The sequence below is a fragment of the Thalassobaculum fulvum genome (genome assembly GCF_014652915.1).
GTDB classification, from domain to species: Bacteria; Pseudomonadota; Alphaproteobacteria; order Thalassobaculales; family Thalassobaculaceae; genus Thalassobaculum_A; species Thalassobaculum_A fulvum.
In genome coordinates this window covers 89,876-113,735 of the sequence record NZ_BMZS01000003.1, presented here as the reverse complement: position 1 = coordinate 113,735, position 23,860 = coordinate 89,876, and the positions used below count along the sequence as shown (strand labels likewise).

Annotated in this window: 27 protein-coding genes; 13 read left to right on the top strand and 14 right to left on the bottom strand. The window is 70.1% G+C overall.

Annotated features, from left to right (window positions below):
• The first annotated feature begins 52 nt into the window (after window positions 1–52).
• Window positions 53–1,102: a DUF2332 domain-containing protein gene (locus IE246_RS06855; protein WP_229836582.1), complete on the top strand. Its 1,050-nt coding sequence runs from the start codon at window positions 53–55 to the stop codon at window positions 1,100–1,102.
• 106 nt (window positions 1,103–1,208) lie between these two features.
• Window positions 1,209–2,906 (top strand): methyl-accepting chemotaxis protein, encoded by a 1,698-nt coding sequence (locus IE246_RS06850; RefSeq protein WP_189988223.1) that lies wholly within the window; start codon window positions 1,209–1,211, stop codon window positions 2,904–2,906.
• 140 nt (window positions 2,907–3,046) lie between these two features.
• Here IE246_RS06850 and IE246_RS06845 read toward each other — a convergent pair whose 3' ends face one another.
• The 3 genes from IE246_RS06845 to IE246_RS06835 all read right to left on the bottom strand — a co-directional run bounded on the left by IE246_RS06845 (window position 3,047) and on the right by IE246_RS06835 (window position 4,444).
• Window positions 3,047–3,364 carry a YciI family protein gene (locus IE246_RS06845; protein WP_189988222.1) on the bottom strand — a complete coding sequence of 106 codons (318 nt, stop codon included), beginning with the start codon at window positions 3,362–3,364 and terminating at the stop codon, window positions 3,047–3,049.
• 82 nt (window positions 3,365–3,446) lie between these two features.
• Window positions 3,447–4,106: a TIGR02453 family protein gene (locus IE246_RS06840; RefSeq protein ID WP_189988221.1), complete on the bottom strand. Its 660-nt coding sequence runs from the start codon at window positions 4,104–4,106 to the stop codon at window positions 3,447–3,449.
• Window positions 4,103–4,444 carry a TfoX/Sxy family protein gene (locus tag IE246_RS06835; RefSeq protein WP_189988220.1) on the bottom strand — a complete coding sequence of 114 codons (342 nt, stop codon included), beginning with the start codon at window positions 4,442–4,444 and terminating at the stop codon, window positions 4,103–4,105. Before IE246_RS06835 ends, IE246_RS06840 begins: the two co-directional genes overlap by 4 nt.
• A gap of 131 nt (window positions 4,445–4,575) precedes the next feature.
• Between IE246_RS06835 and IE246_RS06830 the strand changes: the two genes are divergently transcribed.
• Window positions 4,576–5,163: a TetR/AcrR family transcriptional regulator gene (locus IE246_RS06830; protein ID WP_189988219.1), complete on the top strand. Its 588-nt coding sequence runs from the start codon at window positions 4,576–4,578 to the stop codon at window positions 5,161–5,163.
• A 10-nt stretch (window positions 5,164–5,173) separates the two neighbouring features.
• On the opposite strand, the gene IE246_RS06825 is transcribed toward IE246_RS06830, so the two are convergent.
• The 3 genes from IE246_RS06825 to IE246_RS06815 are packed head-to-tail and all read right to left on the bottom strand — an operon-like array spanning window position 5,174 to window position 8,416.
• On the bottom strand, window positions 5,174–6,100 hold the full coding sequence (locus tag IE246_RS06825; protein WP_229836579.1) for a ketopantoate reductase family protein: 927 nt from the start codon (window positions 6,098–6,100) through the stop codon (window positions 5,174–5,176).
• On the bottom strand, window positions 6,097–7,647 hold the full coding sequence (locus tag IE246_RS06820; RefSeq protein WP_189988218.1) for a class I adenylate-forming enzyme family protein: 1,551 nt from the start codon (window positions 7,645–7,647) through the stop codon (window positions 6,097–6,099). The genes IE246_RS06825 and IE246_RS06820 overlap by 4 nt, the downstream gene beginning before the upstream one ends.
• A gap of 10 nt (window positions 7,648–7,657) precedes the next feature.
• Window positions 7,658–8,416, bottom strand: a complete 759-nt coding sequence (locus IE246_RS06815) for a short-chain dehydrogenase/reductase (RefSeq protein ID WP_189988217.1) — start codon at window positions 8,414–8,416, stop codon at window positions 7,658–7,660.
• Window positions 8,417–8,927: 511 nt separating this feature from the next.
• Between IE246_RS06815 and IE246_RS06810 the strand changes: the two genes are divergently transcribed.
• Window positions 8,928–9,251, top strand: a complete 324-nt coding sequence (locus IE246_RS06810; RefSeq protein ID WP_189988216.1) for a hypothetical protein — start codon at window positions 8,928–8,930, stop codon at window positions 9,249–9,251.
• A 38-nt stretch (window positions 9,252–9,289) separates the two neighbouring features.
• Here IE246_RS06810 and pcaQ read toward each other — a convergent pair whose 3' ends face one another.
• Window positions 9,290–10,225, bottom strand: coding sequence for a pca operon transcription factor PcaQ (gene pcaQ / locus IE246_RS06805; RefSeq protein WP_189988215.1), 936 nt, complete (start codon window positions 10,223–10,225; stop codon window positions 9,290–9,292).
• A 140-nt stretch (window positions 10,226–10,365) separates the two neighbouring features.
• Here pcaQ and pcaD point away from each other — a divergent pair, with 140 nt between their 5' ends.
• The 6 genes from pcaD to pcaB all read left to right on the top strand — a co-directional run bounded on the left by pcaD (window position 10,366) and on the right by pcaB (window position 15,261).
• Window positions 10,366–11,160 (top strand): 3-oxoadipate enol-lactonase, encoded by a 795-nt coding sequence (gene pcaD / locus IE246_RS06800; RefSeq protein ID WP_189988214.1) that lies wholly within the window; start codon window positions 10,366–10,368, stop codon window positions 11,158–11,160.
• Window positions 11,153–11,548: a 4-carboxymuconolactone decarboxylase gene (pcaC, locus tag IE246_RS06795; protein WP_268245268.1), complete on the top strand. Its 396-nt coding sequence runs from the start codon at window positions 11,153–11,155 to the stop codon at window positions 11,546–11,548. Before pcaD ends, pcaC begins: the two co-directional genes overlap by 8 nt.
• Window positions 11,545–12,252, top strand: coding sequence for a protocatechuate 3,4-dioxygenase subunit beta (gene pcaH, locus IE246_RS06790; protein ID WP_189988213.1), 708 nt, complete (start codon window positions 11,545–11,547; stop codon window positions 12,250–12,252). Before pcaC ends, pcaH begins: the two co-directional genes overlap by 4 nt.
• Window positions 12,253–12,255: 3 nt before the next feature.
• Window positions 12,256–12,852 carry a protocatechuate 3,4-dioxygenase subunit alpha gene (gene pcaG, locus IE246_RS06785; RefSeq protein ID WP_189988212.1) on the top strand — a complete coding sequence of 199 codons (597 nt, stop codon included), beginning with the start codon at window positions 12,256–12,258 and terminating at the stop codon, window positions 12,850–12,852.
• A gap of 232 nt (window positions 12,853–13,084) precedes the next feature.
• The gene (locus tag IE246_RS06780) at window positions 13,085–13,918 is read left to right on the top strand and encodes a 3-oxoadipate:acetyl-CoA acetyltransferase (RefSeq protein ID WP_189988211.1); all 834 of its coding nucleotides are present in this window, start codon (window positions 13,085–13,087) and stop codon (window positions 13,916–13,918) included.
• Window positions 13,919–13,923: 5 nt separating this feature from the next.
• Window positions 13,924–15,261 (top strand): 3-carboxy-cis,cis-muconate cycloisomerase, encoded by a 1,338-nt coding sequence (gene pcaB, locus IE246_RS06775; RefSeq protein ID WP_189988210.1) that lies wholly within the window; start codon window positions 13,924–13,926, stop codon window positions 15,259–15,261.
• 34 nt (window positions 15,262–15,295) lie between these two features.
• Here pcaB and IE246_RS06770 read toward each other — a convergent pair whose 3' ends face one another.
• Entirely contained in the window at window positions 15,296–15,979 is a 684-nt protein-coding gene (locus IE246_RS06770) for a response regulator transcription factor (RefSeq protein WP_229836565.1), read from the bottom strand.
• A 139-nt stretch (window positions 15,980–16,118) separates the two neighbouring features.
• On the opposite strand from IE246_RS06770, the gene IE246_RS06765 reads away from it, so the two are divergent.
• Window positions 16,119–16,511: a response regulator gene (locus IE246_RS06765; protein ID WP_189988208.1), complete on the top strand. Its 393-nt coding sequence runs from the start codon at window positions 16,119–16,121 to the stop codon at window positions 16,509–16,511.
• Here IE246_RS06765 and IE246_RS06760 read toward each other — a convergent pair.
• The 6 genes from IE246_RS06760 to IE246_RS06735 form a co-directional block, all read right to left on the bottom strand.
• Complete coding sequence (locus tag IE246_RS06760) at window positions 16,508–17,482, bottom strand: Gfo/Idh/MocA family protein (protein ID WP_189988207.1); 975 nt, start codon at window positions 17,480–17,482, stop codon at window positions 16,508–16,510. The genes IE246_RS06765 and IE246_RS06760 overlap by 4 nt on opposite strands.
• Window positions 17,483–17,523: 41 nt before the next feature.
• Window positions 17,524–18,438, bottom strand: coding sequence for a 5-dehydro-4-deoxyglucarate dehydratase (kdgD, locus tag IE246_RS06755; protein ID WP_189988206.1), 915 nt, complete (start codon window positions 18,436–18,438; stop codon window positions 17,524–17,526).
• 88 nt (window positions 18,439–18,526) lie between these two features.
• Entirely contained in the window at window positions 18,527–19,258 is a 732-nt protein-coding gene (locus IE246_RS06750; protein ID WP_189988205.1) for a FadR/GntR family transcriptional regulator, read from the bottom strand.
• A gap of 30 nt (window positions 19,259–19,288) precedes the next feature.
• Complete coding sequence (locus IE246_RS06745) at window positions 19,289–20,596, bottom strand: TRAP transporter large permease (RefSeq protein WP_189988204.1); 1,308 nt, start codon at window positions 20,594–20,596, stop codon at window positions 19,289–19,291.
• Window positions 20,596–21,120: a TRAP transporter small permease gene (locus tag IE246_RS06740; protein WP_189988203.1), complete on the bottom strand. Its 525-nt coding sequence runs from the start codon at window positions 21,118–21,120 to the stop codon at window positions 20,596–20,598. Before IE246_RS06740 ends, IE246_RS06745 begins: the two co-directional genes overlap by 1 nt.
• A 73-nt stretch (window positions 21,121–21,193) precedes the next feature.
• Entirely contained in the window at window positions 21,194–22,177 is a 984-nt protein-coding gene (locus IE246_RS06735; protein WP_229836782.1) for a TRAP transporter substrate-binding protein, read from the bottom strand.
• A 148-nt stretch (window positions 22,178–22,325) separates the two neighbouring features.
• Between IE246_RS06735 and IE246_RS06730 the strand changes: the two genes are divergently transcribed.
• Complete coding sequence (locus IE246_RS06730; RefSeq protein WP_189988202.1) at window positions 22,326–23,126, top strand: NAD-dependent epimerase/dehydratase family protein; 801 nt, start codon at window positions 22,326–22,328, stop codon at window positions 23,124–23,126.
• An 82-nt stretch (window positions 23,127–23,208) separates the two neighbouring features.
• The gene (locus IE246_RS06725; protein WP_189988201.1) at window positions 23,209–23,859 is read left to right on the top strand and encodes a peptidoglycan-binding domain-containing protein; all 651 of its coding nucleotides are present in this window, start codon (window positions 23,209–23,211) and stop codon (window positions 23,857–23,859) included.
• The last annotated feature ends 1 nt before the right edge of the window (window position 23,860 follow it).

Below are 23,860 nucleotides of genomic sequence, written 5' to 3'. Positions count from 1 at the left end.
TCAGTCGGCAGTAGTCTGCGCCCAGCAAGTCCCGAACCCGAGGTCGTCCCCCGTGCCGCTGCCCGCCCCCATCCTCGACGCGTTCCGCATCCAGTCTGAGGCCTGCCGCAACCTCGGCTCGCCGTTCAACGCCCTGGTCTGCGACCTGCTGGCCGGGCGCCTGTCGCCGTCGAGCGCGTTCGGACGCCGGATCCACGGGTGGCCTGGGCAGCCGGTCGACGACGCCCTGGCGCTGCGGGCCTGCGGCAGCCTGCATGCGCTGAGCCGGTCGGGGCGCAGCCCGGCCCTGACCGCCGCCTACCCGCCTGCCGCGACCGACGGGGACGCGCTCTGGCACGCCGTCGAGACGGCGATCGCCGGCCATGACGGCTTCCTGGCCGGCTACCTGGACGGCCCGCCGCAGACCAACGAGGTCTCGCGCTCGGCCTCGATCCTGGGAGGCTGCCTGACACTGGCCGCCGCCACCGGCCTGCCGCTCGAACTGTACGAGATCGGCTCCAGCACCGGTCTGAATCTCGGGTTCGACCGCTGGCACTACGATCTCGGCGGCCGTGTCTGGGGGCCGGCCGGATCTCCCGTCCACATCGTCTCGCGCTGGGACGGCGAGGTCCCGCTCGACGCGCCGCTGTCGGTGGTCCGCCGCGAGGGCTGCGACCGCAACCCGCTCGACCCGGCCTCGCCGGCCGACCGGGAGCGCCTGCTGTCCTACATCTGGCCGGATCAGGCCGCGCGGCTGGCGCGCATCCAGGCCGCCCTGCACGCCACCGCCGAAGCCGGCTGGCACGTCGAGAGAGCCGACGCCGCCGACTGGGTCGCGGACCGGTTCGCCGGGCCGGGTACCGCCGGCCGCGTGCGGGTGCTGGTGCACACCATCGTCTGGCAGTACCTGCCGGCCGCGACCCAGGCCCGGATCGACGCGGCGATACGGACCGCCGGTGCCGCCGCCACCGCCGACGCGCCGGTGGCCTGGCTGCGGGTCGAGCCGGACGGCGTCAAGGGTTCGGCGGGCGTCCGCCTGACGATCTGGCCCGGCGGCGAACCCCGCCTGCTCGGTCGCGCCGACTACCACGGGCGCTGGCATCTGTGGCGCCCGGGCACCTGAGAGAATCCGACGGCCCTCGGCCGGTCCGTTTGGCGGGATTTTAACCGTTTGTTATTGAACGGTTCGTTCAAATGCCGCCCGAACACGGGGGATCGGAGGCATAATCATGCGTGAATCGAACGGTTTCTGGACCATCCGCAACCGGATGATCCTGGTCGCGTCGGCGGCGCTGCTGGCGATCGCGGCGCTCGGCGGTATTCAGTTCGTGGCCACGGAAGCCGTCAAGTCCAAGACCGGCCGCGCCACCGAACTGAAGGAGGCGGTGACCGTTGTTTCCGAGGCCCGGCGGAAGAACATCGAACTGCTGCTGGCGGCGATGGATTCGATCATCGACAAGGCGGAAGGCTCGATCAACCCGGAGCGCCAGCAGGTCATCCAGGAGGCGGTCGGCTACATCCGGGACAACCTCGACCACATCGTCGAGCTGGGTTCGCAGGTGCAGGCCGACACGGTCGCAGGCGCCCTGGAGTCCGACTTCGAAGCGCTGGCCTCCTCGATCCAGGTCGACCTCAGGCAGGCCATCGAGAGCAACGCCGGCGAAGCCGCGTTCGCGAAGATCGACGACGTGATCGACGGCGCCGGCGAGCGCTTCTCGGAATCGCTGGCAGTCATCGAGACCCGGGCGAATGCCCTGATGGAAGAGCAGCTGTCGGCGGCCGAAACCTCGGTCGACCGGTCGCTCCTGGCCGCCATTCTGGCGTCCCTCGTCGCCGCGGCGATCCTGCTGCCGCTGGTGGTGTTCGTGACCCGCGGGATCCTCCGCGGCCTGTCCGGGCTGACGGCGACCATGATCCGGTTGGCGCAGGGCGACCTCGCCGTCGAGGTTCCGTTCACCGCCAACCGGGACGAGCTCGGCACGATGGCCGGCACCGTCCAGGTGTTCAAGGAGAACGCCGGCGAGATCGAACGCCTGCGGACCGAGCGCGAGAACCAGGAGCGGGCCGCGGCCGAGGAGCGCCGCGCCGCCATGCTGGCGCTGTCGGCCGAGTTCGAGAGTTCGGTGAAGTCGGTGGTCGACGCCGTCTCCGCCACCGCGCAGGAGATGAGCGGCACGTCGGAACGGGCCATGATCGCCACCCAGGAGGCGGTTCACGAGGCCGAAGAGGTGGCCGTCAATTCCCGGGAGACCAACGCCGCGGTCCAGGCCGTGGCGACCGCCGCCGAGGAGCTCAGCAGCTCGATCGCGGAGATCAACCGCCGGGTCTCGGAGTCGGCGCAGATCACCCGCGAGGCCTCGGACACCGCCCGCAGCACCAACGAGCAGGTCCGCGGCCTGGCCGAGGCCGCCGAGAGGATCGGCGACGTCGTCGCGCTGATCCAGAGCATTGCCGAGCAGACCAACCTGCTGGCCCTGAACGCCACCATCGAGGCGGCCCGCGCCGGCGATGCCGGCAAGGGCTTCTCGGTGGTCGCCTCAGAGGTGAAGAGCCTGGCGACGCAGACCGCCAAGGCCACCGAGGACATCGCCGGGCAGATCGCCGCGATCCAGTCGGCGACCGGCGCGGCGGTGACGGCCATCGCCCGGATCACCGAGACCACCGAGCAGATCGACGGCATCACGGCGGCAGTCGCCGCCTCGGTCGAGCAGCAGGGGGCCGCCACCCAGGAGATCTCGCACAGCGCCCAGCAGGCGGCCCGCACCGTGGAGCAGACCGCGGAGACCATCCAGAAGGTCAGCCAGCGCTCGACCGAGACCGGCCGGTCGGTCGGGGACGTGTCGCAGGCGGCGGCACGGCTCGACAACGAGTTCGTCGCGCTGCGCAGCCAGGTCGAGACGTTCATCGAGCGGATCCGGGCCGCCTGACCGCTTGGACTAAGACAATCCAAACTCTGAGCGACTCTCTATAACCAATTGATTTCAAGGAAAGCACCGATCAGAACAGGCAGAACGGTGCTCCTTGATTTCCGCCGACCCGCTTGCGTCCGCCGGTCACGGCAACGACGTCACATTTCCATGTCCATCCCTTGCGCAACGATGATGTCGCCGCCGATGCCCAGATGCGGGCATGCTCTCGCCATCTCCTGGGCGGCTTCCAGGCTGGCGGCCTCGACGATGCTGACACCGGACAGCGGAACCTCGCCGCTGCCTTCGCGCGTCCCGGATGCGGTGACAGTCACGGCAGCGGAGAACGGCATCCCCGGACAGACGTAGGCCTCGCCGAGACCGTCCCGCCAGGCATGCCAACGCTCCATGTGTGCCCTGCCGTCTTCCGGTGTCCGGAACGGCTGCCCGCCGCGATAGATGAACGCAAACTTCGCCACGCTTTCCTCCCCTTCCTGCGACCGGATACCGCCGCCGGTCCGGCGTAGCGGTCCGGCTGCCGTCGGAGCCGGTTCCCGGATTTCAGCAGCCGGCGACATGCCGGCGCAGCCACTCGACGACCGACGAGAACGCCGCGAGCCCATCGGCGCAGTTCCCCGGCCCAGCCTCTCCGAAGCAGGTCGACGGCGGCTCGACGTCCCGCCAGACCGTCACACTCTTGCGGCACAGCAGATCGGCCAGCACATGCCCGTCCTCGTAGGGCGCGGGCACGCGCTTCAGCTCCGGCTGCGACAACCGAACCCCGCGGTCGACGAGGCCGCGCAGGATGCCGTGCAACTCGCCGCCGTCCCGGCCCGCGACGGCGGTCCGCCATGCCCGCAGCTGCGTCGGCGAAAACCCCATGATGCCGGCGCCGAGGGTCAGCCTGCCGGGCTCCAGGCCGACCATCCACGTCGGCCCCTGCGCGCCCGTGTCCCGCGACCAGACCGCGATGTGGACGTGGGTGTTGTAAGGGGTCCGGTCCTTGCTGAACCGCAGGTCCCGGTTGATCCGATAGATCTTGCCGGTGTGCGGGACGCCCGGCGCAACCGCCATCCCCCGGGCCAGCGCGTCGGCGAAGTTGCGCGCCGGATCCCGGACCGCCGCCATGTAGGTCTCGCGATTGGCCGCGAACCATTGGCGGTCGTTGTGCGCCGCCAAGTCCGCCAGGAACGCCAGGGTATCGGCACCGAACCAGTTCATTTCGGCGGCAGGCCGCGTGCGTGGCTGACCGCCAGCGCCGCCCAGTCCTCTACGGTCTCCCCGCTGTTCCGGTCGGCGTCTACGAAATAGAAGCCGCCCAGGCGCCGGCCGCCGTGCACCACCGGCTCGCCGCCCGTCAGCGCCGTCGCGTGCGCCTCGTTCTCCTTGCCGACGCGGAACATGAAGCGCCGCTCGCCGGCCTTGGAGCGGTCGGCGCCGCCGACCATGTTGCCGTTCAGGAAGAAGCAGACGCCGCCCATCATGCGTTTGCTGGTCACGTTCTCCACGCCCGCGAGCAACCGCTGGAACCGCTCTGCAAGCTCGGCGTCGTAGCTCACCACGCGCCCTCCCCCGGGCCGTTGCGCAGGCATTCCCTGCAACCGACCGCGAGGATCCGGGCCCACAAAATATGTTCAAGAACATATTATGAGGCCTGCCACTCCCGACCCGTCCCAGCGAGGCCCCGAACATGTCCTACAGCCCCGAGCACAAAGCCGAAGTCCGGGCACGGATCGTCGAATGCGCCCGCGTCCTGTTCAACCGTCAGGGCTTCGTCGAGACCTCGATCGACCAGGTCATGGCCGAGGCGGGGCTGACCCGCGGCGGCTTCTACAACCACTTCCGCAACAAGGACGAGCTGTACGCCGAGGCGGTCGCCGGCTTCCTCGACGGACGCGGCAAGACCTGGCGCGACGACGCCGGCGTCGATCCCGAGAACGGCGGCCCGGAGACCGTCCGCGCGATGATCGACAGCTACCTGTCGAGCGAACACCTCGGCGACCTGGACGGGCAGTGCCCGATGATCGCGCTGCCTTCCGACGTCGCCCGCGCCACGCCCCAGGCGCGCGACGCCTACGGCAGGCTGCTCCGCGCCATGACCTGGCTGTTCGAGCACAACCTGCCGGACGGCACCGCCGACCGGCGCAACACGGCGCTCGCTCTGTCGGCCCTGTGCGTCGGCGGGATGGTGCTCTCGCGGACGGTCGACGACGGTTCGCTGGCCGGCGAGATCCGCGAAGCCGCCCGCAACTTCGCCGTCTCCATCGCCAGGGTCTGAGCCGGCGGCCTCAGCCGGCGCGCGTCGACGGACCGCCCTGCTCGGCCAGCCTGACCGCGACCGTGAGCGCCAGGTTGGTCGGCGTCGGGATGCCGTGCTCGGCACCCTTGCGCACGACATGGCCGTTGAGGAAGTCGATCTCGGTCGGCTTGCCGCGCAACAGGTCCTGGGCGGTCGACGACATCTGGGCGGGCATGCGCCCGGCGACCGCCATGACCCGATCGACGATGTCCGGCGGCAGCGTCACCCCGCAGGCCGCGGCGACCGCCTCGCACTCGCGGACGACGTTCAGCATCACCTCGCGGGCGCCGTCGGTCTCGAGCATCGCCGCGTACGAGGCCGGGCCGACGGCCGACAGCGCATTGTAGGCGCAGTTGGTGATCAGCTTAGTCCAGAGCGCGCCGTCGATGTCGTCCGACACCGTGGTCGAAATCCCGGCCTTCGTGAGCAGCCCGGCGAGGTCGGTGCTGGCGGGCGACGCGCCGATCACCAGGTCGCCGCCACCGTGGTGCTTCACATGGCCGGGCCCGGCCATCCCGGTGCCGGCGTAGACGATCGCGGAGACCACTTCGCGGCCGAGCCGCGCGCCGAGGCGCTCGGCGTTGTCGACGCCGTTCTGCAGGCTGAGGATCGCAGTCTGCGGCCCGAGCCGGCCGGCCAGGGCGTCGGCCACGGTCTCGGTATCGGCCGACTTGACGCAGACCAGCACCAGGTCCGGCCGGTCGATCCCCTCGGCATCGACGGCGGCGCGCGCCGCCACGGTCTCGGTGCCGGCGGCGGTCTCGAGGATCAGCCCGCGGGCGTTGATCGCCTCGACATGGGCCGGCCGGCCGATGAACGTCACGTCGTGCCCGGCGCGCGCCAGCAGCCCGCCGAAATAGCAGCCGATCGCCCCGGCCCCGAACACGCAGATCCGCACCTCGGCCTCTCCGATCATGCCCCTTCCCCGGTCGCCAGCCGCTTCTCCAGCTCGTGGCGCTGGATCTTGCCGGAGGCGCTGCGCGGGAACTCGTCGGCGCCGATGAACACGATGCCCTTCGGCTGCTTGTAGCCGGCCAGCTCGGCCCGGCAGCGGGCATACAGCTCGTCCTCGGTCACCACGTCGTCCCGGCGCGCGACGAACGCCACCGGCACCTCGCCCCATTTCGGGTCCGGCCTGCGCACCACCGCGGCGTCGGCGACCCGCGGGTCGGCCAGCAGCACCCGCTCGATCTCGGCCGGGTAGATGTTCTCGCCGCCGGACTTTATCAGGTACTTCACCCGGTCGACGAAATCGAGGGTGCCGTCCGGATTGCGCACGAACACGTCGCCCATGTGGAACCAGCCGCCGCGGAAGTCGTGCGCGTTGGCCTCCGGATTGCGCCAGTAGCCGCTGAACAGGGTCGGCCCGCGCATCGCCAGCTCGCCGGGCGCGCCGTCCGGGACCTCGTTGTCGTCAGGATCGACCAGCCGGACCTCGCAGAACGGGCTCTGCCGCTTCGACAGCCGCACCGGCGCCTCACCGACCGGCAGCAGGCTGGAGGAGCACGGCGGGCAACCGGTCTCGGTCGCCCCGAAGGTGTTGGCGTAGGGCGCGCCCAGCAGCTTGGTGATCCGGGCGATGTCGGCCGGCGGCACGAGATCGGCCATCACCCCGCAGACCTTCACCGAGCGGGCCGCGATGCCGCGACGCTCCAGCTCGTCGGCGAAGGCGCCGACCATGCCCGGCATCAGCAGCAGCCAGCCCAGCGGCTCGGTGGCGATCACCTCGGCCAGCCGCGCCTGGTCGAAGCCGTCGACCGGGATCACCTTGCCGCCGGTCATCAGGGTGCCGATCGAGCACTCGGCCGCCCCCATGTGGTACAGCGGCGACCATGCGGCGAAGGTGTCGTCCGGCGCCACCCCGAACTCGGCGCGGATCACCAGGTTGCGGACGATCTCGGCACGGTGGCCGATCACCGCGCCTTTCGGCAGGCCGGTGGTGCCGCTGGTGTACAGGATCAGCAGCGGGTCCTCGGCGTCGACCGCTTCCAGCCGGTCGAAACCGGCCGGCTCGGCAGCCGCCAGCGCGGCCTCGTAGCGGTCGCCGAACTCGATCGCCGCGCCGGCCCGCCCCAACTCGTCCAGCTTCGGGCGGTGCCGTGGCGAGACCAGCACCGCCGTCGGCTCGACCAGGTCGAGGCAGTGCCGAAGCTCGCCGACCGACAGCCGCCAGTTCTGGCAGGCCAGGATGGCGCCGAGCCAGGCGGCGGCGAAGTACGCCTCCAGGTACTCCAGCCGGTTCTCGGACAGGATCGCCACCCGGTCGCCGCGCCCGACGCCGCGGCCGGCGAGCAGCCCGGCCAGTCGTCGCACCCGGCCGCCGAACTGCACATAGGTCAGCCGGCGCGCACCGTCGTCGACCGCGACGGCCTGCGGGTTCAGCTTGAGCTGCTGCGCCAGCAGGCCGGCGACGGTGCTGCGGCTGCTGCGGGCGACGCCGGCGACGTCGAGTCCGGTCGACATGGCCACCCCGTCAGCGGAACTGGGCGCCGCCGTCGACGTCGATGACCGTTCCCGACAGGTACGCCACCTTCTCGGAGGTCAGCATCACCGCCATCGCCGCGATCTCCTCCGGCTCGGCCGGGCGGCCGAACGGCAGGCCGGCCAGCATCTCCTCCCAGCGGGATTCGTCGCCGAGCGTGGTCTTCGCCCGGGTCTTGGACAGCGAGATGATGCGGTCGGTCCGGGTGGCAGCCGGGTGGATGCCGAACACCCGTACCCCCCACTCCGGCGCCTTGCCGCCGACCGCGTTGGTGAAGGCGTTCAGCGCGGCGTTCCCGGCGCCGCCGCAGATGTAGTCCCAGCGCGGCTGCCGGCCGGCCATGCCGATGATGTTGACGATGACGCCGTCGCCCCGCTCCTTCATCTTCGCGAGGTAGAGCTGGGTCATGTGGATGTAGCCCATGACCTTGAGCGCCCAGGCCTCCTCCCAGCGGTCCATGTCGATGTCGAACAGCCCGCCGCCGGGGATGGCGCCGGCGTTGTTGACCAGCACGTCGGCGTCGCCGTGCGCGGCCGCCAGCTTCTCGCGGTCGGCGCGCTTCGAGAGGTCCACGGCGAGGGTGCTGACCTGCCCCTTCAGGCCGCGGGCCGCCGCCTCCAGCCGCCCGGCGTCGCGCGACGCCAGGGTGACGGTCGCGCCCTCGGCCAGGAACGCCTCGGCCACCGCCAGCCCGATGCCCTTGGAGCCTCCGGTCACCACCACGTGCTTGCCGGTCAACTGCAGATCCATGTCGCCCTCCCTGGGGTGTCGTTCGTTGCCGGGGATTTTGGGTGCGGGCGGCGGCGGCGCCAAGTGCGGTGTGGTGGAAAGGGAGTTGTGACGAGGGGGCGGGTCTGGACCGTGACGCCCCGACCCCGCACCCTTCCGCCACCGCCCCCACCGTGTCCATGATCGTCGTCGCCGCCGAGGTCGGCAGGATCACCAGGTGGCGGCGGGCATCACCCGCCCCTCCATGGCAAGACGCTCGGAGTCGGATCGTGCGCACGCCTTGGCACGCACGACCAGCATTCCTGGATTGTCCCAAAGAATCAGTGATTAACCAACTTTGATCGTTGCGGTTGCAAACAGTCTGACATTGAATTGTCGACGCTCCGATGCCCGTGAGGATGATGGCATTGGGGTACCGTGCTGCCGGCGAGGGTGCTTGTCCGGCTAGGTACAATCGTGGGGGGGGGGGTACATCATGAATCGAGACGGACTGCGCCGCCGGCGCCACGGATATGTTCGTGTGCGCGGGGTCATGACTGCGCTGGTGGCGACGGCCGCGTTGGCGACGCTCGCCGGTTGCGCGAAGTCGCCATCGTCGATCGCACCGGCGAGCGTGAGCAGCAACGAATACGACCACCTGACGTGCAAGGAACTGCAGCGCGAGCAGCGGGAGGTCGATCTGAAGCTGGCGGACGCCACCTCGCGCCAGAACAGCGCACAGACCGCCGATGCCGTCGGGGTCTTCCTGGTGCTGATCCCGGTGAGCGCGCTGACCGGCGATGCCGAGGGCGACGTGGCCCGCTACAAGGGCGAGAAGATCGCCATCGAGCGGTCGATCACGCGCCGCGACTGCTGACCGGACGGGGCGGGTAGTCGCGCCGCCCGCCTGCTCCCCTACCCCCGCACCCGCTCGGCGACCGCGCGCACGGTGTCCATGAACATCGTCGCGGCCGAGGTCGGCACGGTGTCGATCCGCGTGGTCAGCCCGACCGGGCCGCGGCTCTCGCCGGTGTCGACCGCGAGTTCGGCGAGCGCGCCTTCCTCCACGTCGGTGGCGACCACGCCGTGCGAGATGATCCAGATCGCGTCGGTCGAGCGCGTGAAGGTCCGGCCGAAGGCGTTCGACACGCTCTCCACCGAGCGCGGCAGGGTCTCCAGCCCGTGCTGGGCCAGCAGCCGCTCGACCGCCGGGCGGATGATCATCTCCGGGGTCGGCAGGATCACCACGTGGTCGCGCAGGGCGGCCATGGCGAAATCCGGCCCGCCTGCGCGTTGCCTGGCCAGCAACGGGTGACCGGGCCGGACCACGAAGCTCAGGCGCTCGGAGTAAAGGTACTCGAAGTTCAACCCGGCCATCAGCTCCGGGTTGCTGAGCCGCCCGACCACCATGTCGAGCTCGCCCTGGCGCAGGCGCTCGATCAGCACCGGGTTGGTGCCGGAGATCACCCGCACGGTCTGGGCCGGCTGCACCTCAATGAAGCGGCGGACCGAGTCCGGCATCAGCCGCGCCGCCACGGTCGGCAGCACGCCGACGGTCACGAAGCCGCCGCCGGCGGCGCGCAGGGCGTCGACGCTCTCCATGCCGCGTCGCAGCGCGTTCAGCACGGCGTCGGCGTGGCGCCGGAACACCATGCCCTGCTCGGTCAGCTTGACGCCGCGCCGGGTGCGCTCGAACAGCGGCACCTCGAGGATCTCCTCGAGCTCGCGCAGGGTCTTCGAGGCCGCCGGCTGGGTGATCGCCAGGCTCTCCGCCGCCCGGTTGACGCTGCCGAGGCGCGCGACCTCGGCGAAGCAGCGGAAATGGCGGAACTTCACCGGCCGGTCTGACACGTCCAGCTCCATCGGCTCGCCGCAGGGTTCGTCTGCGACAAATGGTTATAACAACGCGGCTGAAATCTCATTTTACATAACTTATGGGCCGGCACAGCATGGCCGCCAACCGATAAAATCACGCGAGGGAGCGAGGCGGCATGCAGGCAGTGACCATCGACGGAACGCCGATGCACTACGCGGTGGACGGGCCGGAAGGCGCGCCCGTGCTGGTGTTCGCGAACTCGCTCGGCACCGATTTCCGGATCTGGGACCGGGTGCTGGCACAGCTCGGCGGGCGGTTCCGCACCGTGCGCTACGACAAGCGCGGCCACGGTCTCAGCGACCTCGGCACGGCGCCGTTCGACATGGCCCGCCTCGGCGCCGACCTGGAGGCCCTGCTCGACCATCTCGGGATCGAGTCCGCGCTGGTCTGCGGCCTGTCGATCGGCGGGCTGATCGCCCAGCAGCTGGTGCGCGACAACCCGTCACGGGTCCGCGCCCTGGTGCTGTGCGACACTGCGGCGAAGATCGGGACGCCGGAGATGTGGCAGGCGCGTATCGACGCGATCGCGAAGGGCGGGCTCGAGGGCCTCGCCGACGCCGTGATGGAGCGCTGGTTCGCGCCGGTGTTCCGCGCGACCCGTCCCGACGAGCTGGCGCTGTGGCGCAACATGCTGGTGCGCACCCCGGCCGAGGGCTACGCCTGGGCCTGCGCGGCGATCCGCGACGCCGACCTGACCGCCGACGCCGCCCGCATCGCGGTTCCGACCCTGGCGGTGTGCGGGGCCGACGACGGCGCCACCACCCCGGAGACGGTCAGGGCCCTGGCGGCCGGCATCCCGGGCGCGATCTACCGCGAGATCCCGGACGCCGGCCACCTGCCCTGCGTCGAGCAGCCGGACGCGCTGGTCGGGCACATGCTCGGCTTCTTCCGGGAGAACGGCCTTGTCTGAGGACCGATATAAGGCCGGCATGAAGGTCCGGCGCGCGGTGCTCGGCGACGCCCATGTCGATCGCGCCGAGGCCCGCAAAACCGAGTTCGACGCCGACTTCCAGCGCTTCATCACCGAGGGCGCGTGGGGATCGGTTTGGACCCGGCCCGGCCTGTCGCGGCCGACCCGCAGCCTGCTCACCCTGGTGATCCTGGCGAGCCTCGGGCACTGGGAGGAGTTCGTCATGCACATCCGCGCCGCCCGCAACACCGGGGCGACCCGCGACGAGATCAAGGAGGCGCTGTTCCACGTCGCGGTCTATGCCGGCGTGCCGGCCGCCAACCGCGCCTACGGACTGGCAAAGGGCGTCTATCAGGAACTGGACGCAGAGGGAGGAACCGAGCAATGACCGACCCGACGGGCTACACGCCGCGCGACTGGGGCAGCCATCCCCCGTACATCTACGCCGACTACAAGTCGACGCCACTGCGCGGCCCGACCAGGCCGCTGGTCCCGCTCAAGGCGACGCTGAGCGAGCTGACCGGCCCGGTCTACGGCCACGAGACCATCGGCAAGCTCGACGCCGACCTGACCAAGAACGGCGCCAAGAACGGCGAGCCGCTGGGCGAGCGCATCATCGTCACCGGCCGGGTGATGGACGAGCGCGGCCGGCCGGTGCCGAACACCCTGGTCGAGGTCTGGCAGGCCAACGCCGCCGGCCGCTACATCCACAAGGTCGACCAGCACGACGCCCCGCTCGATCCGAACTTCTTCGGCGGCGGCCGCTGCGTCACCGACTCCGAGGGTCGGTACCGGTTCTACACCGTGAAGCCGGGTGCCTATCCGTGGGGCAACCACCCGAACGCCTGGCGGCCGAACCACATCCACTTCTCGCTGTTCGGGCCGAGCTACCTGACCCGGCTGGTGACCCAGATGTACTTCCCGGGCGATCCGCTGCTGGCGCTCGACCCGATCTTCCTGGGCACCCCGGAGAAGGCCCGCGACCGGCTGATCTCGAAGTTCTCGATCGATGTCACCGAGCCGGAGTTCGCGCTCGGCTACGTCTTCGACATCGTCCTGCGCGGCGCCACCGCCACCCCGATGGAGAGCTGACCGATGGCCGAGAACTTTGGACAGACCCCGTCCCAGACCGTCGGCCCGTACTTCGCCTACGGCCTGACGCCCGAGCAGTACGGCTATCCGCTGAAGGAGATCGCCAGCGGCCGGCTGGCCAGCGAGGACGCCGAGGGCCAGCGCATCCGGATCGAGGGCAAGGTCTACGACGGCGCCGGCGCCGCCATCTCCGACGCCATGATCGAGATCTGGCAGGCCGACGCCAAGGGCCGCTACGCCCACCCGGCCGACCCGCGCGGATCGAACGCCGACTTCCGCGGCTTCGGGCGGTTCGGCACCGGCACCGACCCGGACAACCGCTTCATCTTCGACACGGTGAAGCCGGGCGCGTCCGGCGACGGCCAGGCGCCGCACATCAACGTCACCGTGTTCATGCGCGGCATGCTGGTTCACGCCTTCACCCGGCTGTACTTCTCCGACGAGGCCGCGGCCAACGCCGAGGATCCCGTGCTGTCGTCGGTCCCGGCCGACCGCCGCGACACCCTGATCGCCCAGCGTCAGGAAGGCCCGGGCGGTGTGGTGTACCGGTTCGACATCCACATGCAGGGCGACGCGGAGACGGTGTTCTTCGACGCGTGACACCGCGGAGGATGCGCGACAGGCTATGCCCGTCGCTCCGTAGGTTCCGGATCCGCCCCGCCTGAGGCGGGTCGGTCCGGAATGACGGCAAGGAAGAGTGAGCGCTCGCGCGTCACGCTTCTTCACCTCTCGTCATTCCGGACGGACGCGCCGCCCTCGGCGCGGCCGAGCCGGAACCCACCCGCCGCTCGCGGCGACAGGACCGTCACCACTCCGGCTAAGGACCCACGCCATGGCCAGCCCCTGCATCATCACCGTCGCCATCACCGGCTCGCTGCCGACCAAGGCCGACAACCCGGCGGTGCCGATCACGGTCGCCGAGCAGGTCGAGTCGACCCAGGAGGCGTTCGAGGCCGGCGCCACCCTGGCGCACTGCCACGTCCGCAACGACGACGGCACCCCGACCGCCGACCCCGAGCGCTTCGGGCGGCTGGTGGAGGGGCTGCGCAGGCACTGCCCCGGCATGATCATCCAGCTCTCCACCGGCGGACGCTCGGGGGCCGGCCGCGAGCGCGGCGGCATGCTGCCGCTTCGCCCGGACATGGCGTCGCTGTCGACCGGCTCCGTCAACTTCCCGACCCGGGTCTACGAGAACGCCCCGGACCTGGTCGACTGGCTGGCCGACGAGATGCTCAAGCACGACATCAAGCCGGAAATAGAAGCTTTTGATCTATCAATGATTTTTCAGGCCGCAAAGATGGCCGAAGCGGGTCGCATCAAAGGCCCCCTGCACGTGCAGTTCGTGATGGGCGTGAAGAACGCCATGCCGGTCGACCGGCCGACCTTCGAGTTCTACGTCGCGACCCTGAAGCGGCTGGCGCCCGACGCCACCTGGACCGGTGCGGGTATCGGCAAGGACCAGATCACCCTGAACCGCTGGTCGCTGGAGCTCGGCGGGCACTGCCGTACCGGGCTCGAGGACAACGTCCGGCTCGACCGCAGCACCCTGGCGCCGTCGAACGCCGCCCTGGTCCGCCGGGTGGTCGAGCTGTGCCCGGAATACGACCGTCGGCCGGCCACCGTCGCCGAGGCCCGGTCCCTGCTGTCGCTGCCGGCGGCGGCCTGACCGCTATGGTCGGCGTCCACGACTCCCGGATCCTCGGCCCGCTGTTCGGCGACCCTGAGATCGCCGCCCTGTTCGACGATGCCGCGAGCGTCCGCGCGATGGCCCGGGTCGAGGCCGCGCTGGCGATCGCCGAGGCCGAGCTCGACCTCGTGCCGATGCATGCCGCCGACCGGATCGCCGCGGCGGTCGAGGACTTCTCGGCGGACCTGGACGCGCTCGGAACCGGCTCCGAGCAGGCCGGCGTCCCGGTCATCGAGTTCGTCCGGCAGTTCCGCGCCCATGTCGGTGGCGACGCCGCCCAATGGGTGCATTGGGGCGCCACCAGCCAGGACATCGTCGACACCGCGCTGGTCCTGCAGCTGCGCGGCGGGCTGGCGCTGATCGGCGACCGGCTGAACGCGGTGATCGCCGGCCTCGCCCGGCTGGCGGACGCCCACCGCGGCACCGTGATGGCGGCGCGCACCCGCTACCAGCAGGCGCTGCCGACCTCGTTCGGCCTGAAATGTGCCGGCTGGCTGCTGCCGCTGGTCCGTTGCCGCGAGCGGCTGCCGGACATGCGGAACCGGCTGTTGACCGTCCAGTTCGGCGGGGCCGCCGGCACCCTGGCCGCCCTCGACACCCGGGGCGTGGCGGTGATGGAGGCGCTGGCCGCCGAGCTCGACCTGACCTGCCCGCCCCTGCCCTGGCACGCCCAGCGCGACAGCGTCGCCGAGTTCGGCTCGTGGCTGTCGCTGGTCACCGGCGCCCTCGGCAAGCTCGGTCAGGACGCCGTGCTGCTGGCCCAGACCGAGGTCGGCGAGATCGACGAGAGCGCCGGCGGCGGCCGCGGCGGCTCGAGCACCATGCCGCAGAAGGCCAACCCGGTGACCGGCGAGGCCCTGGTCGCGGCGGCCCGGCTGAACGCCGGCCTGCTCGGCACCCTGCACCAGGCGCAGATCCAGGAGCACGAGCGCGGCGGCGTCGGCTGGCAGATGGAATGGGCGACCCTGCCGACCATGGTCGTCACCGCCGGGGCCGCGCTGGCCAAGACCACCGCCCTGCTCGACCGGCTAGCGGTGTCGGCCGGCCGCATGCGCGGCAATCTCGGGCCGGAGAACGGCCTGATCCTGGCCGAGGCCGCAACCTTCGCGCTGGCCGAGCACATGCCGCGGCCGGACGCCCAGGCGCTGGTCAAGGAAGCGGCCCGCGCGGTCATCGCCGGCGGCGGTCACCTCGTCGAGGCGCTGCAGGCGCGTTCGAGTGCACCGGTCGACTGGGACCGGCTGCGCGATCCGGCCTGCTATATGGGATCCAACGACGCGCTGATCGACCGCGCCCTGGCGGCGGCCGGCGCCATACACTGAGGCCGCCCCGCTGGGCGGTCGGGCCGCTGGCCGCTCAGGCGGGGCGATCCTCGCCCCCGCCGCCACCACCGACCACTTCGCCGAGCCGGATGGTCATGCGGACCAACTCGGCGAGCGAGCGGGCCTGCATCTTCTCCATCACGTTGGCCCGGTGGACTTCGACGGTCCGCTGGCTGATGCCGAGGTCGAAGGCGATCTGCTTGTTCAGGCGGCCGGCGATCATCGCGTCGAGAACCTGCAGTTCGCGGGCGCTGAGCGTGTCGTAGCGGGCCCGCACGCTGTCGCGCTCGGCCCGCTCCTGCAGGCGCTCGGCACTGACCTCGAAGGCGCGCCGCACGACGCCCAGCAGATGCTGGTTGTCGACCGGCTTCTCGATGAACTCGTAGGCGCCTTCGCGCATCGCCTGGATGGCGATCGGCACGTCGGCATGCGCGGTGATCATCACCACCGGCAGCACCACGCCACGCTGGTTCAGTTCCGCCTGCAGCTCGAGCCCGTTCATACCGGGCATCCGGAAATCCAGCAGGATGCAGCCGGGCCGGTCCGGAACGAAGCCTTCGAGGAACTGGCGGGCCGAAGCGTAGCTGCGGGCCTGCAGGCCCTCCGTCGTCAGTAGCCCGACCAGCATCTCGCGGTTCAGCTCGATGTCGTCGACCACATAGGCACAGGGCCCGTCCTTCGGGAGGTCTGCTCCGGTTCCGTTCGCTTCGGCGATCACGCGACTGTCCCGCTCTGTCTCTGGCATTCGAACTATAGAATTCAATTCCCGGGCTGACACGTTCCGATTTGTGGAAGTCCCCAATAGCCGGAGAGCGCCGGCAAGGGCGATGGTGCCTCATTCCTAGCCCGGTGACGCCATGGGTCCACGCACTGCTCTGGTCGCTGACGACTGCGCGCTGACCCGCGAGGTCCATGCCGACCTGCTGCGGTCGATCGGGCTGGCGGTGACGGCCGTCGGGTCCGGCAACGCCGCTGCCGAAGCGGTCCGCCGCGCGATCGCCGCGCACCGCCGGGTCTACGACCTGACGCTGCTCGACTTCGACATGGCGGACGGCGACGGGCTGAGTTCGGCCCGCCAGATCCGCTCGGCCCAGGCCGGCCTGTGGGCGGCCCCGTTGCTCTGCGTTACCGGCCACCGGCTCGACCGGGTCGAACCGGCCTGCTTCGCCGCCGGCTTCGACGCGGTGCTCAGCAAGCCGTTCCGGCTTGAGACGGTGGCGCGCTGGCTGCGGAACCCCGCCGTCGGCTAGTCGGAGAGCCGGCGCCCCGGCAGCGACTGCCGGCCGTGTATCGCATCCCAGCGCATCTGCGCCGCGTGCAGCACCCGCATCGCCGGCAGCACCGAGCGGCCGGGCACGGCAGGCTGCCTTCCCTCCCGGACCGCCGCGACGAAATCCTGCGTGACCAGGGCGAGGTTGTCCTTCTCCGGCGCCACCTCGACCGGCCCGTCGCCGGTGACCAGCCGGTTGCGCAGGATGTCCAGGCGGTAGGACTGCCGGTCGGTCACGATGAGCGAGTCGTAGATCCGCTCGCGCGAGCAGTAGGAACCCGAGACCAGCAGGGTCTGGTTCCGCGGGGTCTCGACCGACAGGATGCACTCCATCGGGATGCCGGTCTGCGGGTGCAGCGGGCCGAGGAAGCTGTAGGCCAGCTCGCCCTCGAAATCGAGCAGCCAGAGCCCGAGGTCGACGAAGTGCGCGAAGTGGTGCCACAGGATGTTGTCGGTCCAGCTCCGGTGGTAGCCGGTCGCCCCGACGTTCGACAGCCGGTGGATGTAGAACCGCCCGGCGATCTGCCGGATCGGGTCGGCTCCCGACAGGGCCGCCTCGCGGATCGGGCCGTATTCGGGCTGCAGGCGCATCGGATGGCACAGCCCGAACGGCACGCCCCGGGCGTCGGCGGCAGCCACCACCGCTTCCGACTCCTCCAGGGTCATCGCCAGCGGGATCTCCAGCAGCGTGGGCTTGCCGGCGGCGATCGCCTTGAGAGCGAACTCGGGATGGGTCTCGCTCGGCGAGGCGATGATGACGGCGTCGACTTCGGGATCGGCCAGCGCCTCGTCGAGATCGACCGTCCATCGGGCGTAGCCGTAGCGCTCGGCGAACTCCCGGGCCGCCTCGGGACGACGACCGACCAGGGTGTGGAAGCGGGCATCCCGGCCGATCAGCGCGTCGCTGTGCCACACGCCCATCATACCGTAGCCGACCATGCAGATGTTCACGGTCCCTCTCCTCCCCGTTGCCCGGATCCGGCGTCGACCGCTCAGGCCGCCAGCGACCGGATCAGATCGCCCAGCCGCCGCATCTGGTCGTCGTTCAGGTCGATCAGCGGCGGTCGAACCGGACCGGCATCGCGCCCGACGAGCTTCGCGCCCGCCTTGACGATGCTGACCGCATAGCCGCGCGCCTCGTCGCGGATCGCGATGTACGGCAGGAAGAAGTCGTCGAGCAGCCGGCGGACGGTCGCGGTGTCGCCCCCGCGCAGCGCGCCGTAGAACGCCAGCGCGGTCTCCGGGATGAAGTTGAACACCGCCGACGAGTAGGTCGTCACGCCCATGGCGTCGTAGGCCTCGGCGTAGACCTCCGCGGTCGGCAGCCCGCCGACATAGACCAGCCGGTCGCCGAGCCGCTGGCGGACGCGCACCATCCGCTCGATGTCGCCGGCGCCGTCCTTGTAGCCGATCAGGTTCGGGCAGGCCTCGGCCAGCCGTGCCACCGTCTCGGCGGCGAACAGGCAATTGTCGCGGTTGTAGACGATCACGCCGATCGCGACGGCGTCGCAGATCGCCTTGATGTGCCGGAACAGGCCCTCCTGCTCGGCGGCGATCAGATACTGCGGCAGCACCAGCAGGCCGTCGGCGCCGGCGCGCTCGGCGGCCTGGGCCATCTCCACCGCCAGCCGGGTACCGTAACCGACGCCGGCGATGATCGGGGTCCGGCCGCGGCAGACCGACACCGCGGTCTCGACGATCGCCGGGTACTCGCCCGGCGTGATCGAGAACATCTCGCCGGTGCCGCCGGCCGCGAACAGCGCGGCCGCCCCGTATCCGCCGAGCCAGTCCAACCGGGCCGCGTAACCGTCGCGGTCGAACGACAGGTCCGGGGCGAAGTCGGTGACCGGGAACGACAGCAGTCCGGATCCGACCTGTCGCTTCAGTTCCTCGGGGGTCGACGCCATCGACTCATCTCCATGATCTCGAAATCATCTCATCATGTCATATGATGTCTTGGCGTGCACGTCGAGGGGCGACCGGTTCCTGCGACCCTCAGCTCTCGACCGAAGAGACCAGGCTGGCGTAGCGGTCGCGGCCGCGCGTCAGGTGCCGGCCCATGGCACGCCGGGCGGCGGCCCCGTCGCGCGCCTCGATCGCCGTGACGATCTGATGGTGCTCGCGCGCGACCTTCTGCAGGTACCGCGTCATCTCCTCGGACGAGGACACCTGCACCCGCACGGTTTGCCGGGGAATGATGTGGTAGCCGAGGAATTCCAGGAACGACGCGAAGTACGGATTGGCCGTCGCCTCGCAGATCGCCTTGTGGAACTGGAAGTCGGCAGCCACCGCGTCGCCGTTGTGGATCGCCGCGTCGAACGCCTCGACCGCGTCGTGGATCGCCTTCAGGTCGGCCTCGGTCCGGCGCTCGGCGGCGAGCCCGGCCGCCTCGATCTCGACGCTTCGGCGAAGCTCCATGATCGCCAGCACGCCCTCGACGGTCTCGGCACCGTCGGATTCGATCCGGAACGGCCGGCGGCGCTTGTCGCCGACCACGAACACGCCGGCCCCTTGCCGGGACTCCACGAGCCCTTCGGCCCGCAGCGCCGCGATCGCCTCGCGCACGACCGTCCGGCTGACCCCGAAGGCGGCGATCATCTCCTGCTCGGTCGGGAGCTTCTCGGAGGCCGCCAGTTCACCGCTGCGTATCCGCTCCGCAAGGGTCGCCGTCAGTTCCTCGGTCAGGTTCCGGGCCGGCGGCAGGGGAGAAAACTTCGGCATGGTCATCGTCGTGTCATCGACCTTCCACTCAAGAGTTCAGAAGCGGATCCCCGGGTACTGCAGGCTCGGAATCCACAAGGTAAGGGCCGGGATATACGTCACCAGCATCAACACTACCAGCATCGCGAGCCAGAAGGGCCAGAGAGTCTTCGATACCTTCTCGATCGAGACCTTGCCGATGGCGCAGCCGACGAACAACGTGGTCCCGACCGGCGGGGTCAGGAGGCCGATCGACAGATTCAGCATCATGACGATGCCGAACTGCACCTCGCTCATTCCCATGGACTTCACCAGGGGGAGCAGGATCGGCGTGCAGATCAGGATCAACGGCGCCATGTCCATGAAGGTGCCGAGAACCAGCAGCATCAGGTTGATCATGACCAGCAGCGTCACCTTGTCGTCGGTCAGCGACTGCAGGAACAGCGTGGCCTTCAACGGGATCTGCATCAGCGTCATCAGGTAGGCGAAGCCGGCGGCGAAACCGATCACGATCATCACCATCGCGACCGTCCTGATGACGCTGTGCAGCAGGGCCGGAAGCTGTCGCCAGGTGTAGTCGCGGTAGACGAACATGGTGACCACGAACGCCCAGACCACCGCCACCGCGGCCGACTCGGTCGGCGTGAAGATGCCGCCGACCACGCCGCCGACGATAATCCCGATCGTCAGCAGCCCGGCGACCGCCTCCCAGGCGGTCTTCAGCGCCTCGCGCAGCGGCACCAGCTCGCCCTTCGGATAGCCGCGGCGCACCGAGATCACGTAGGACAGGATCATCAGCGCGACGCCGATCATGATCCCGGGAATGATGCCGGCCAGGAACAGCTGAGCGATCGACACCGTGCCGCCGGCGGCCAGCGCGTAGATGATCGCATTGTGGCTCGGCGGGATCACCACGCCCTGGGTCGACGAGGTGATGGTGACGTTCACCGCGAAGGTGTCGTCGTAGCCGTGCTTCTTCATCATCGGGATCAGGATCGACCCGATCGACGAGGTATCGGCGACCGACGACCCTGAGATGCCGCCGAAGAACATCGAGGCCAGGATGTTCACCATCGCCAGCCCGCCGCGCATGAAGCCGACGCAGACATTGGCGAGGTTGACCAGCCGCCACGCCATGCCGCCCTCGGCCATCAGCGCGCCGGCCAGGATGAAGAACGGGATCGCCAGCAGCGCGAAGTTGTCGACCCCGTCCGAGACCTTCAGCAGCACGGCCTCGAGCGGCAGCCCGATGTAGATGGCGGTGATCAGCGACGAGATCCCGAGCGCGTACGCCACCGGGGTGCCGATGACGATCAGGCCCAGCAGGCTGCCGATCAGCAGGATCGGTCCGACGTCGCCGCCCATCAGGCCGCCCTCCCCGTCACGTCGCCCTCGACCGCGGGCCCGGCGGCGCGCGAGCGCCGGGCGAACAGCGTCTTCTCGACGACGAACAGCAGCGTGACGAGGCCGCCGAGCGGGATCGCCGTGTAGACGACGCCGACCCGGACGTACTCGAACTCCGGATAAGACTGGAACATCGTCGTATCGACGAGATTCGCCCCGAACACGATCATGAACACCGAGATCCCGGCCATCAGCAGGTCGATCAGCGCCCGCAGCAGACGGCCCGGCAACGGCGGCAGCGCGTTGTCGACGATCTCCAGCCTGAGATGGGTGTCGGCGCGATAGCACACCGCCGCGCCGTAGAAGGTGAGCTGGATGGCCAGGAAGATGGAGATCGGCTCCGAGTAGAAGGCGCCGACCTGCAGCACGTAGCGGGAGAACACCCCGATCGCGATCAGGGCCGTCATGACGACGACCGACGCACAGCAGATGAAGACGCAGACCAGGTAGAGCTTGTCCATGGCCGCGACGTAGCGGTCTCGCATGTTCCGTCCCCGTCGATCGAACCGGAGCAACGGGGCGGCCTCCCGGCCGCCCCGCCCGTTCTCGTGGTGCCGGTTACTTGACGGCGGCGGCCCGCTTGATCAGGTCGGCGAACTTCTCGCCGAACTTCATGCGCACCGGCTCGGTCGCCTTGATGAACGGCTCCTTGTCGATGTCGGTGACGACCTGGTAGCCCATCGCCTTCACGGCCTCGAGCGACTTGCGCTCGCGCGCCGCCCACAGCTCGCGCTCCTTCTCGACCGCCAGCACCGACGCCTTGCGGATCAGCTGCTGGTCCAGCGGCGACAGCTTGTCCCACACCTTCTTCGAAAACACGAAGATCTCCGGCACCATCAGGTGCTCGGTCAGGGTGTAGTACTTGGCGACCTCGTAGTGCTTGCCGGACTCGTAGGACGGCGGGTTGTTCTCGGCGCCGTCGACCACCCCGGTCTGCAGCGAGGTATACAGCTCGCTGAACGAGATCGGCAGGCCGTTGCCGCCCATCGAGTTGACCATCTCGATGAAGATCGGGTTCTGCATGACCCGGATCTTCAGGCCCTTGAGATCCTCGATCGACGTGATCGGCCGCGTGTTGTTGTAGAACGACCGCGAGCCGGCATCCATGTAGCCGAGGCCGATCAGCCCGCCCTTCTCCAGCTTGTTCAGCAGCTCGGTGCCGATCTCGCCGTCGACCACCTTGTGCATGTGCTCGACGCTGCGGAAGAAGTACGGCAGGTTGAACGCGTTGAACTCCTCGACGATCGGCCCGACCACGCCGACGCTGACCCGGGTCATCTCGAGCGCGCCGAGCTGGACCTGCTCGAGCGCCTCCTTCTCGCCGCCGAGCTGCATCGAGTGGAAGATCTTGATGTCCATGCGGCCGCTGGTCCAGCTGTTCAGCAGCTCGCCCATGTACTGGATGGCATCGGTCGTCGGATAGCCCATCGGGTGCACGTCGCTGGACTTGATCTCCAGCGCGTGCGCGGCCGGCGCCGCGAGGACTGCGCCCGCGACCAGGGTCGCGGCAAGGCTGCGGCGCATGCCGCGGAACGGAAGCATCGTCACGGTGTTGTCCTCCCTTTCGTTCGTTCACCTCCCCCCGGCCCGCCCTTGCGGCCGGCCGGGGACGGACCGACGTGCGTTGCGCCGATCTCCAGATTCATCATATAACCGTACTAGTTCGCCCGGCGCAATATTGGAGACTCGCGTGCCCAAGACCATCCTCATCACCGGCGCCGCCGGTGGCGTCGCCGGGTACCTGCGACGCGAGCTAGGAACCGCCTACCGCCTGGTGTTGTCGGACGTCCGGCCGGTGGACGCGCTTCGAGCGCACGAGACCTTCCGCGCCGCCGACCTGACCGACATGGATGCCCTGCGCGCCCTGCTGCCGGGCGTCGACGCCGTCGTGCATCTCGGCGGGCAGTCCGTCGAAGGTTCCTGGAACGCCGTGCTCGATCGCAACATCGTCGGCGCCTACAACCTGTTCGAGTCGGCCCGCCAGGAGGGCGTGAGCCGGGTGGTGTTCGCCAGTTCCTGCCACGCCGTCGGCTTCTACCGGCTCGACGAGACCATCGAGGCGGACGCCTACTTCAAGCCGGACTCCCGCTACGGGGTCAGCAAGGTGTTCGGCGAGGCGCTCGGTGCCCTGTATGCCGACAAGTACGGCTTCGACGTGCTGGCGATCCGCATCGGCAACGTGGCCGAGCGCCCGGTCGACCGCCGCCGCCTGACGTCCTGGCTGAGCCCGCGCGACCTCGCCCAGTTGGTGCGCATTGGGATCGAGACCCCCGCGCTCGGCTACCAGGTGGTGTTCGGCATGTCCCGCAACACCGGCTCGTGCTGGGTGAACAGCACCGCCTACCGGCTCGGCTACGCGCCGCAGGACGACGCCATGGATCACGCCGACCGGATCGACGCCTCGCCGCCCGACCCGGACGATCCGGCGCAGGTCTACCAGGGCGGGCCGTTCGTGCTGGCGGAGACCGGCGGCGATCCCTGGAAGCGCTGAAGCAGGCCGCCGGCGCGGCACCGGACGCCGGGCAGCCGCGACACCACCGGGATTGACGAAACCGGCCGCCGGCCGCATCTCCATGGCCGTGATGGCGGGCTTTCTCAGAACTCTGTCGGCGGTGGCGTGCGTCCTCTGGCTCGCGGGCTGGCCGGCCGACGCGGCCGCGTGGTCCGCGCCGGTCCAGCAGGCCCAGGAACGGCTGGACGCCCTCGGCCTCGACCCCGGCCCGATCGACGGTGTGATGGGCGCCCGCACCCGCGACGCGCTCCGCGAATTCCAGAGAAAGCGCGACCTGCCGGTCACCGGCGAGCTCGACTGGCAGACCCGGATGGCGCTGGCGGCGACGGTCCGTACCGTCAAGGATGCCGTGCCGTTCCCGGCGCCGCGCGCCGTGCCCGTGCCGCAGGTTTCCGCCACCCCGCTTCCGCCGCCGGGCAGCGGCCGCGCCGAGGCCGCCCCACCCGCCGTCGTGGCGACCATCGAGGGCGGGGATGCGACGAGCGCCGAGCCGGAAACGACCGGCGCGCGGACCGGGTTCGAGCGGCTCCTCGGCAACCCGGCGAGAGCCGCGCCGGCCGGCGCCGAGCCGGCCCCCGACGCGCCGCTCATCGAACGCCTGGCGCCGTCGATCGCGCTGGGCACCGCTGCCGCCTCGGTCTGGGCGGGCCTGCTGCTGTGGTGGTTCCGCCAGCGCCGCAGGCGTCCCGCCCCGGGTCACGGCGACGGCTGAG

What these genes read in the sequence shown, in the direction of transcription:
- pcaB (WP_189988210.1), top strand. Translation starts at nt 13,924, where the DNA reads ATGGTCGGCGTCCACGACTCCCGGATCCTCGGCCCGCTGTTCGGCGAC.
- IE246_RS06850 (WP_189988223.1), top strand. Translation starts at nt 1,209, where the DNA reads ATGCGTGAATCGAACGGTTTCTGGACCATCCGCAACCGGATGATCCTG.
- pcaD (WP_189988214.1), top strand. Translation starts at nt 10,366, where the DNA reads ATGCAGGCAGTGACCATCGACGGAACGCCGATGCACTACGCGGTGGAC.
- IE246_RS06750 (WP_189988205.1), bottom strand. Translation starts at nt 19,258, where the DNA reads ATGACCATGCCGAAGTTTTCTCCCCTGCCGCCGGCCCGGAACCTGACC.
- pcaG (WP_189988212.1), top strand. Translation starts at nt 12,256, where the DNA reads ATGGCCGAGAACTTTGGACAGACCCCGTCCCAGACCGTCGGCCCGTAC.
- IE246_RS06780 (WP_189988211.1), top strand. Translation starts at nt 13,085, where the DNA reads ATGGCCAGCCCCTGCATCATCACCGTCGCCATCACCGGCTCGCTGCCG.
- IE246_RS06735 (WP_229836782.1), bottom strand. Translation starts at nt 22,177, where the DNA reads ATGCTTCCGTTCCGCGGCATGCGCCGCAGCCTTGCCGCGACCCTGGTC.
- IE246_RS06745 (WP_189988204.1), bottom strand. Translation starts at nt 20,596, where the DNA reads ATGGGCGGCGACGTCGGACCGATCCTGCTGATCGGCAGCCTGCTGGGC.
- IE246_RS06725 (WP_189988201.1), top strand. Translation starts at nt 23,209, where the DNA reads ATGGCCGTGATGGCGGGCTTTCTCAGAACTCTGTCGGCGGTGGCGTGC.
- IE246_RS06815 (WP_189988217.1), bottom strand. Translation starts at nt 8,416, where the DNA reads ATGGATCTGCAGTTGACCGGCAAGCACGTGGTGGTGACCGGAGGCTCC.
- IE246_RS06820 (WP_189988218.1), bottom strand. Translation starts at nt 7,647, where the DNA reads ATGTCGACCGGACTCGACGTCGCCGGCGTCGCCCGCAGCAGCCGCAGC.
- pcaH (WP_189988213.1), top strand. Translation starts at nt 11,545, where the DNA reads ATGACCGACCCGACGGGCTACACGCCGCGCGACTGGGGCAGCCATCCC.
- IE246_RS06825 (WP_229836579.1), bottom strand. Translation starts at nt 6,100, where the DNA reads ATGATCGGAGAGGCCGAGGTGCGGATCTGCGTGTTCGGGGCCGGGGCG.
- IE246_RS06740 (WP_189988203.1), bottom strand. Translation starts at nt 21,120, where the DNA reads ATGCGAGACCGCTACGTCGCGGCCATGGACAAGCTCTACCTGGTCTGC.
- IE246_RS06810 (WP_189988216.1), top strand. Translation starts at nt 8,928, where the DNA reads ATGACTGCGCTGGTGGCGACGGCCGCGTTGGCGACGCTCGCCGGTTGC.
- IE246_RS06765 (WP_189988208.1), top strand. Translation starts at nt 16,119, where the DNA reads ATGGGTCCACGCACTGCTCTGGTCGCTGACGACTGCGCGCTGACCCGC.
- IE246_RS06830 (WP_189988219.1), top strand. Translation starts at nt 4,576, where the DNA reads ATGTCCTACAGCCCCGAGCACAAAGCCGAAGTCCGGGCACGGATCGTC.
- kdgD (WP_189988206.1), bottom strand. Translation starts at nt 18,438, where the DNA reads ATGGCGTCGACCCCCGAGGAACTGAAGCGACAGGTCGGATCCGGACTG.
- IE246_RS06840 (WP_189988221.1), bottom strand. Translation starts at nt 4,106, where the DNA reads ATGAACTGGTTCGGTGCCGATACCCTGGCGTTCCTGGCGGACTTGGCG.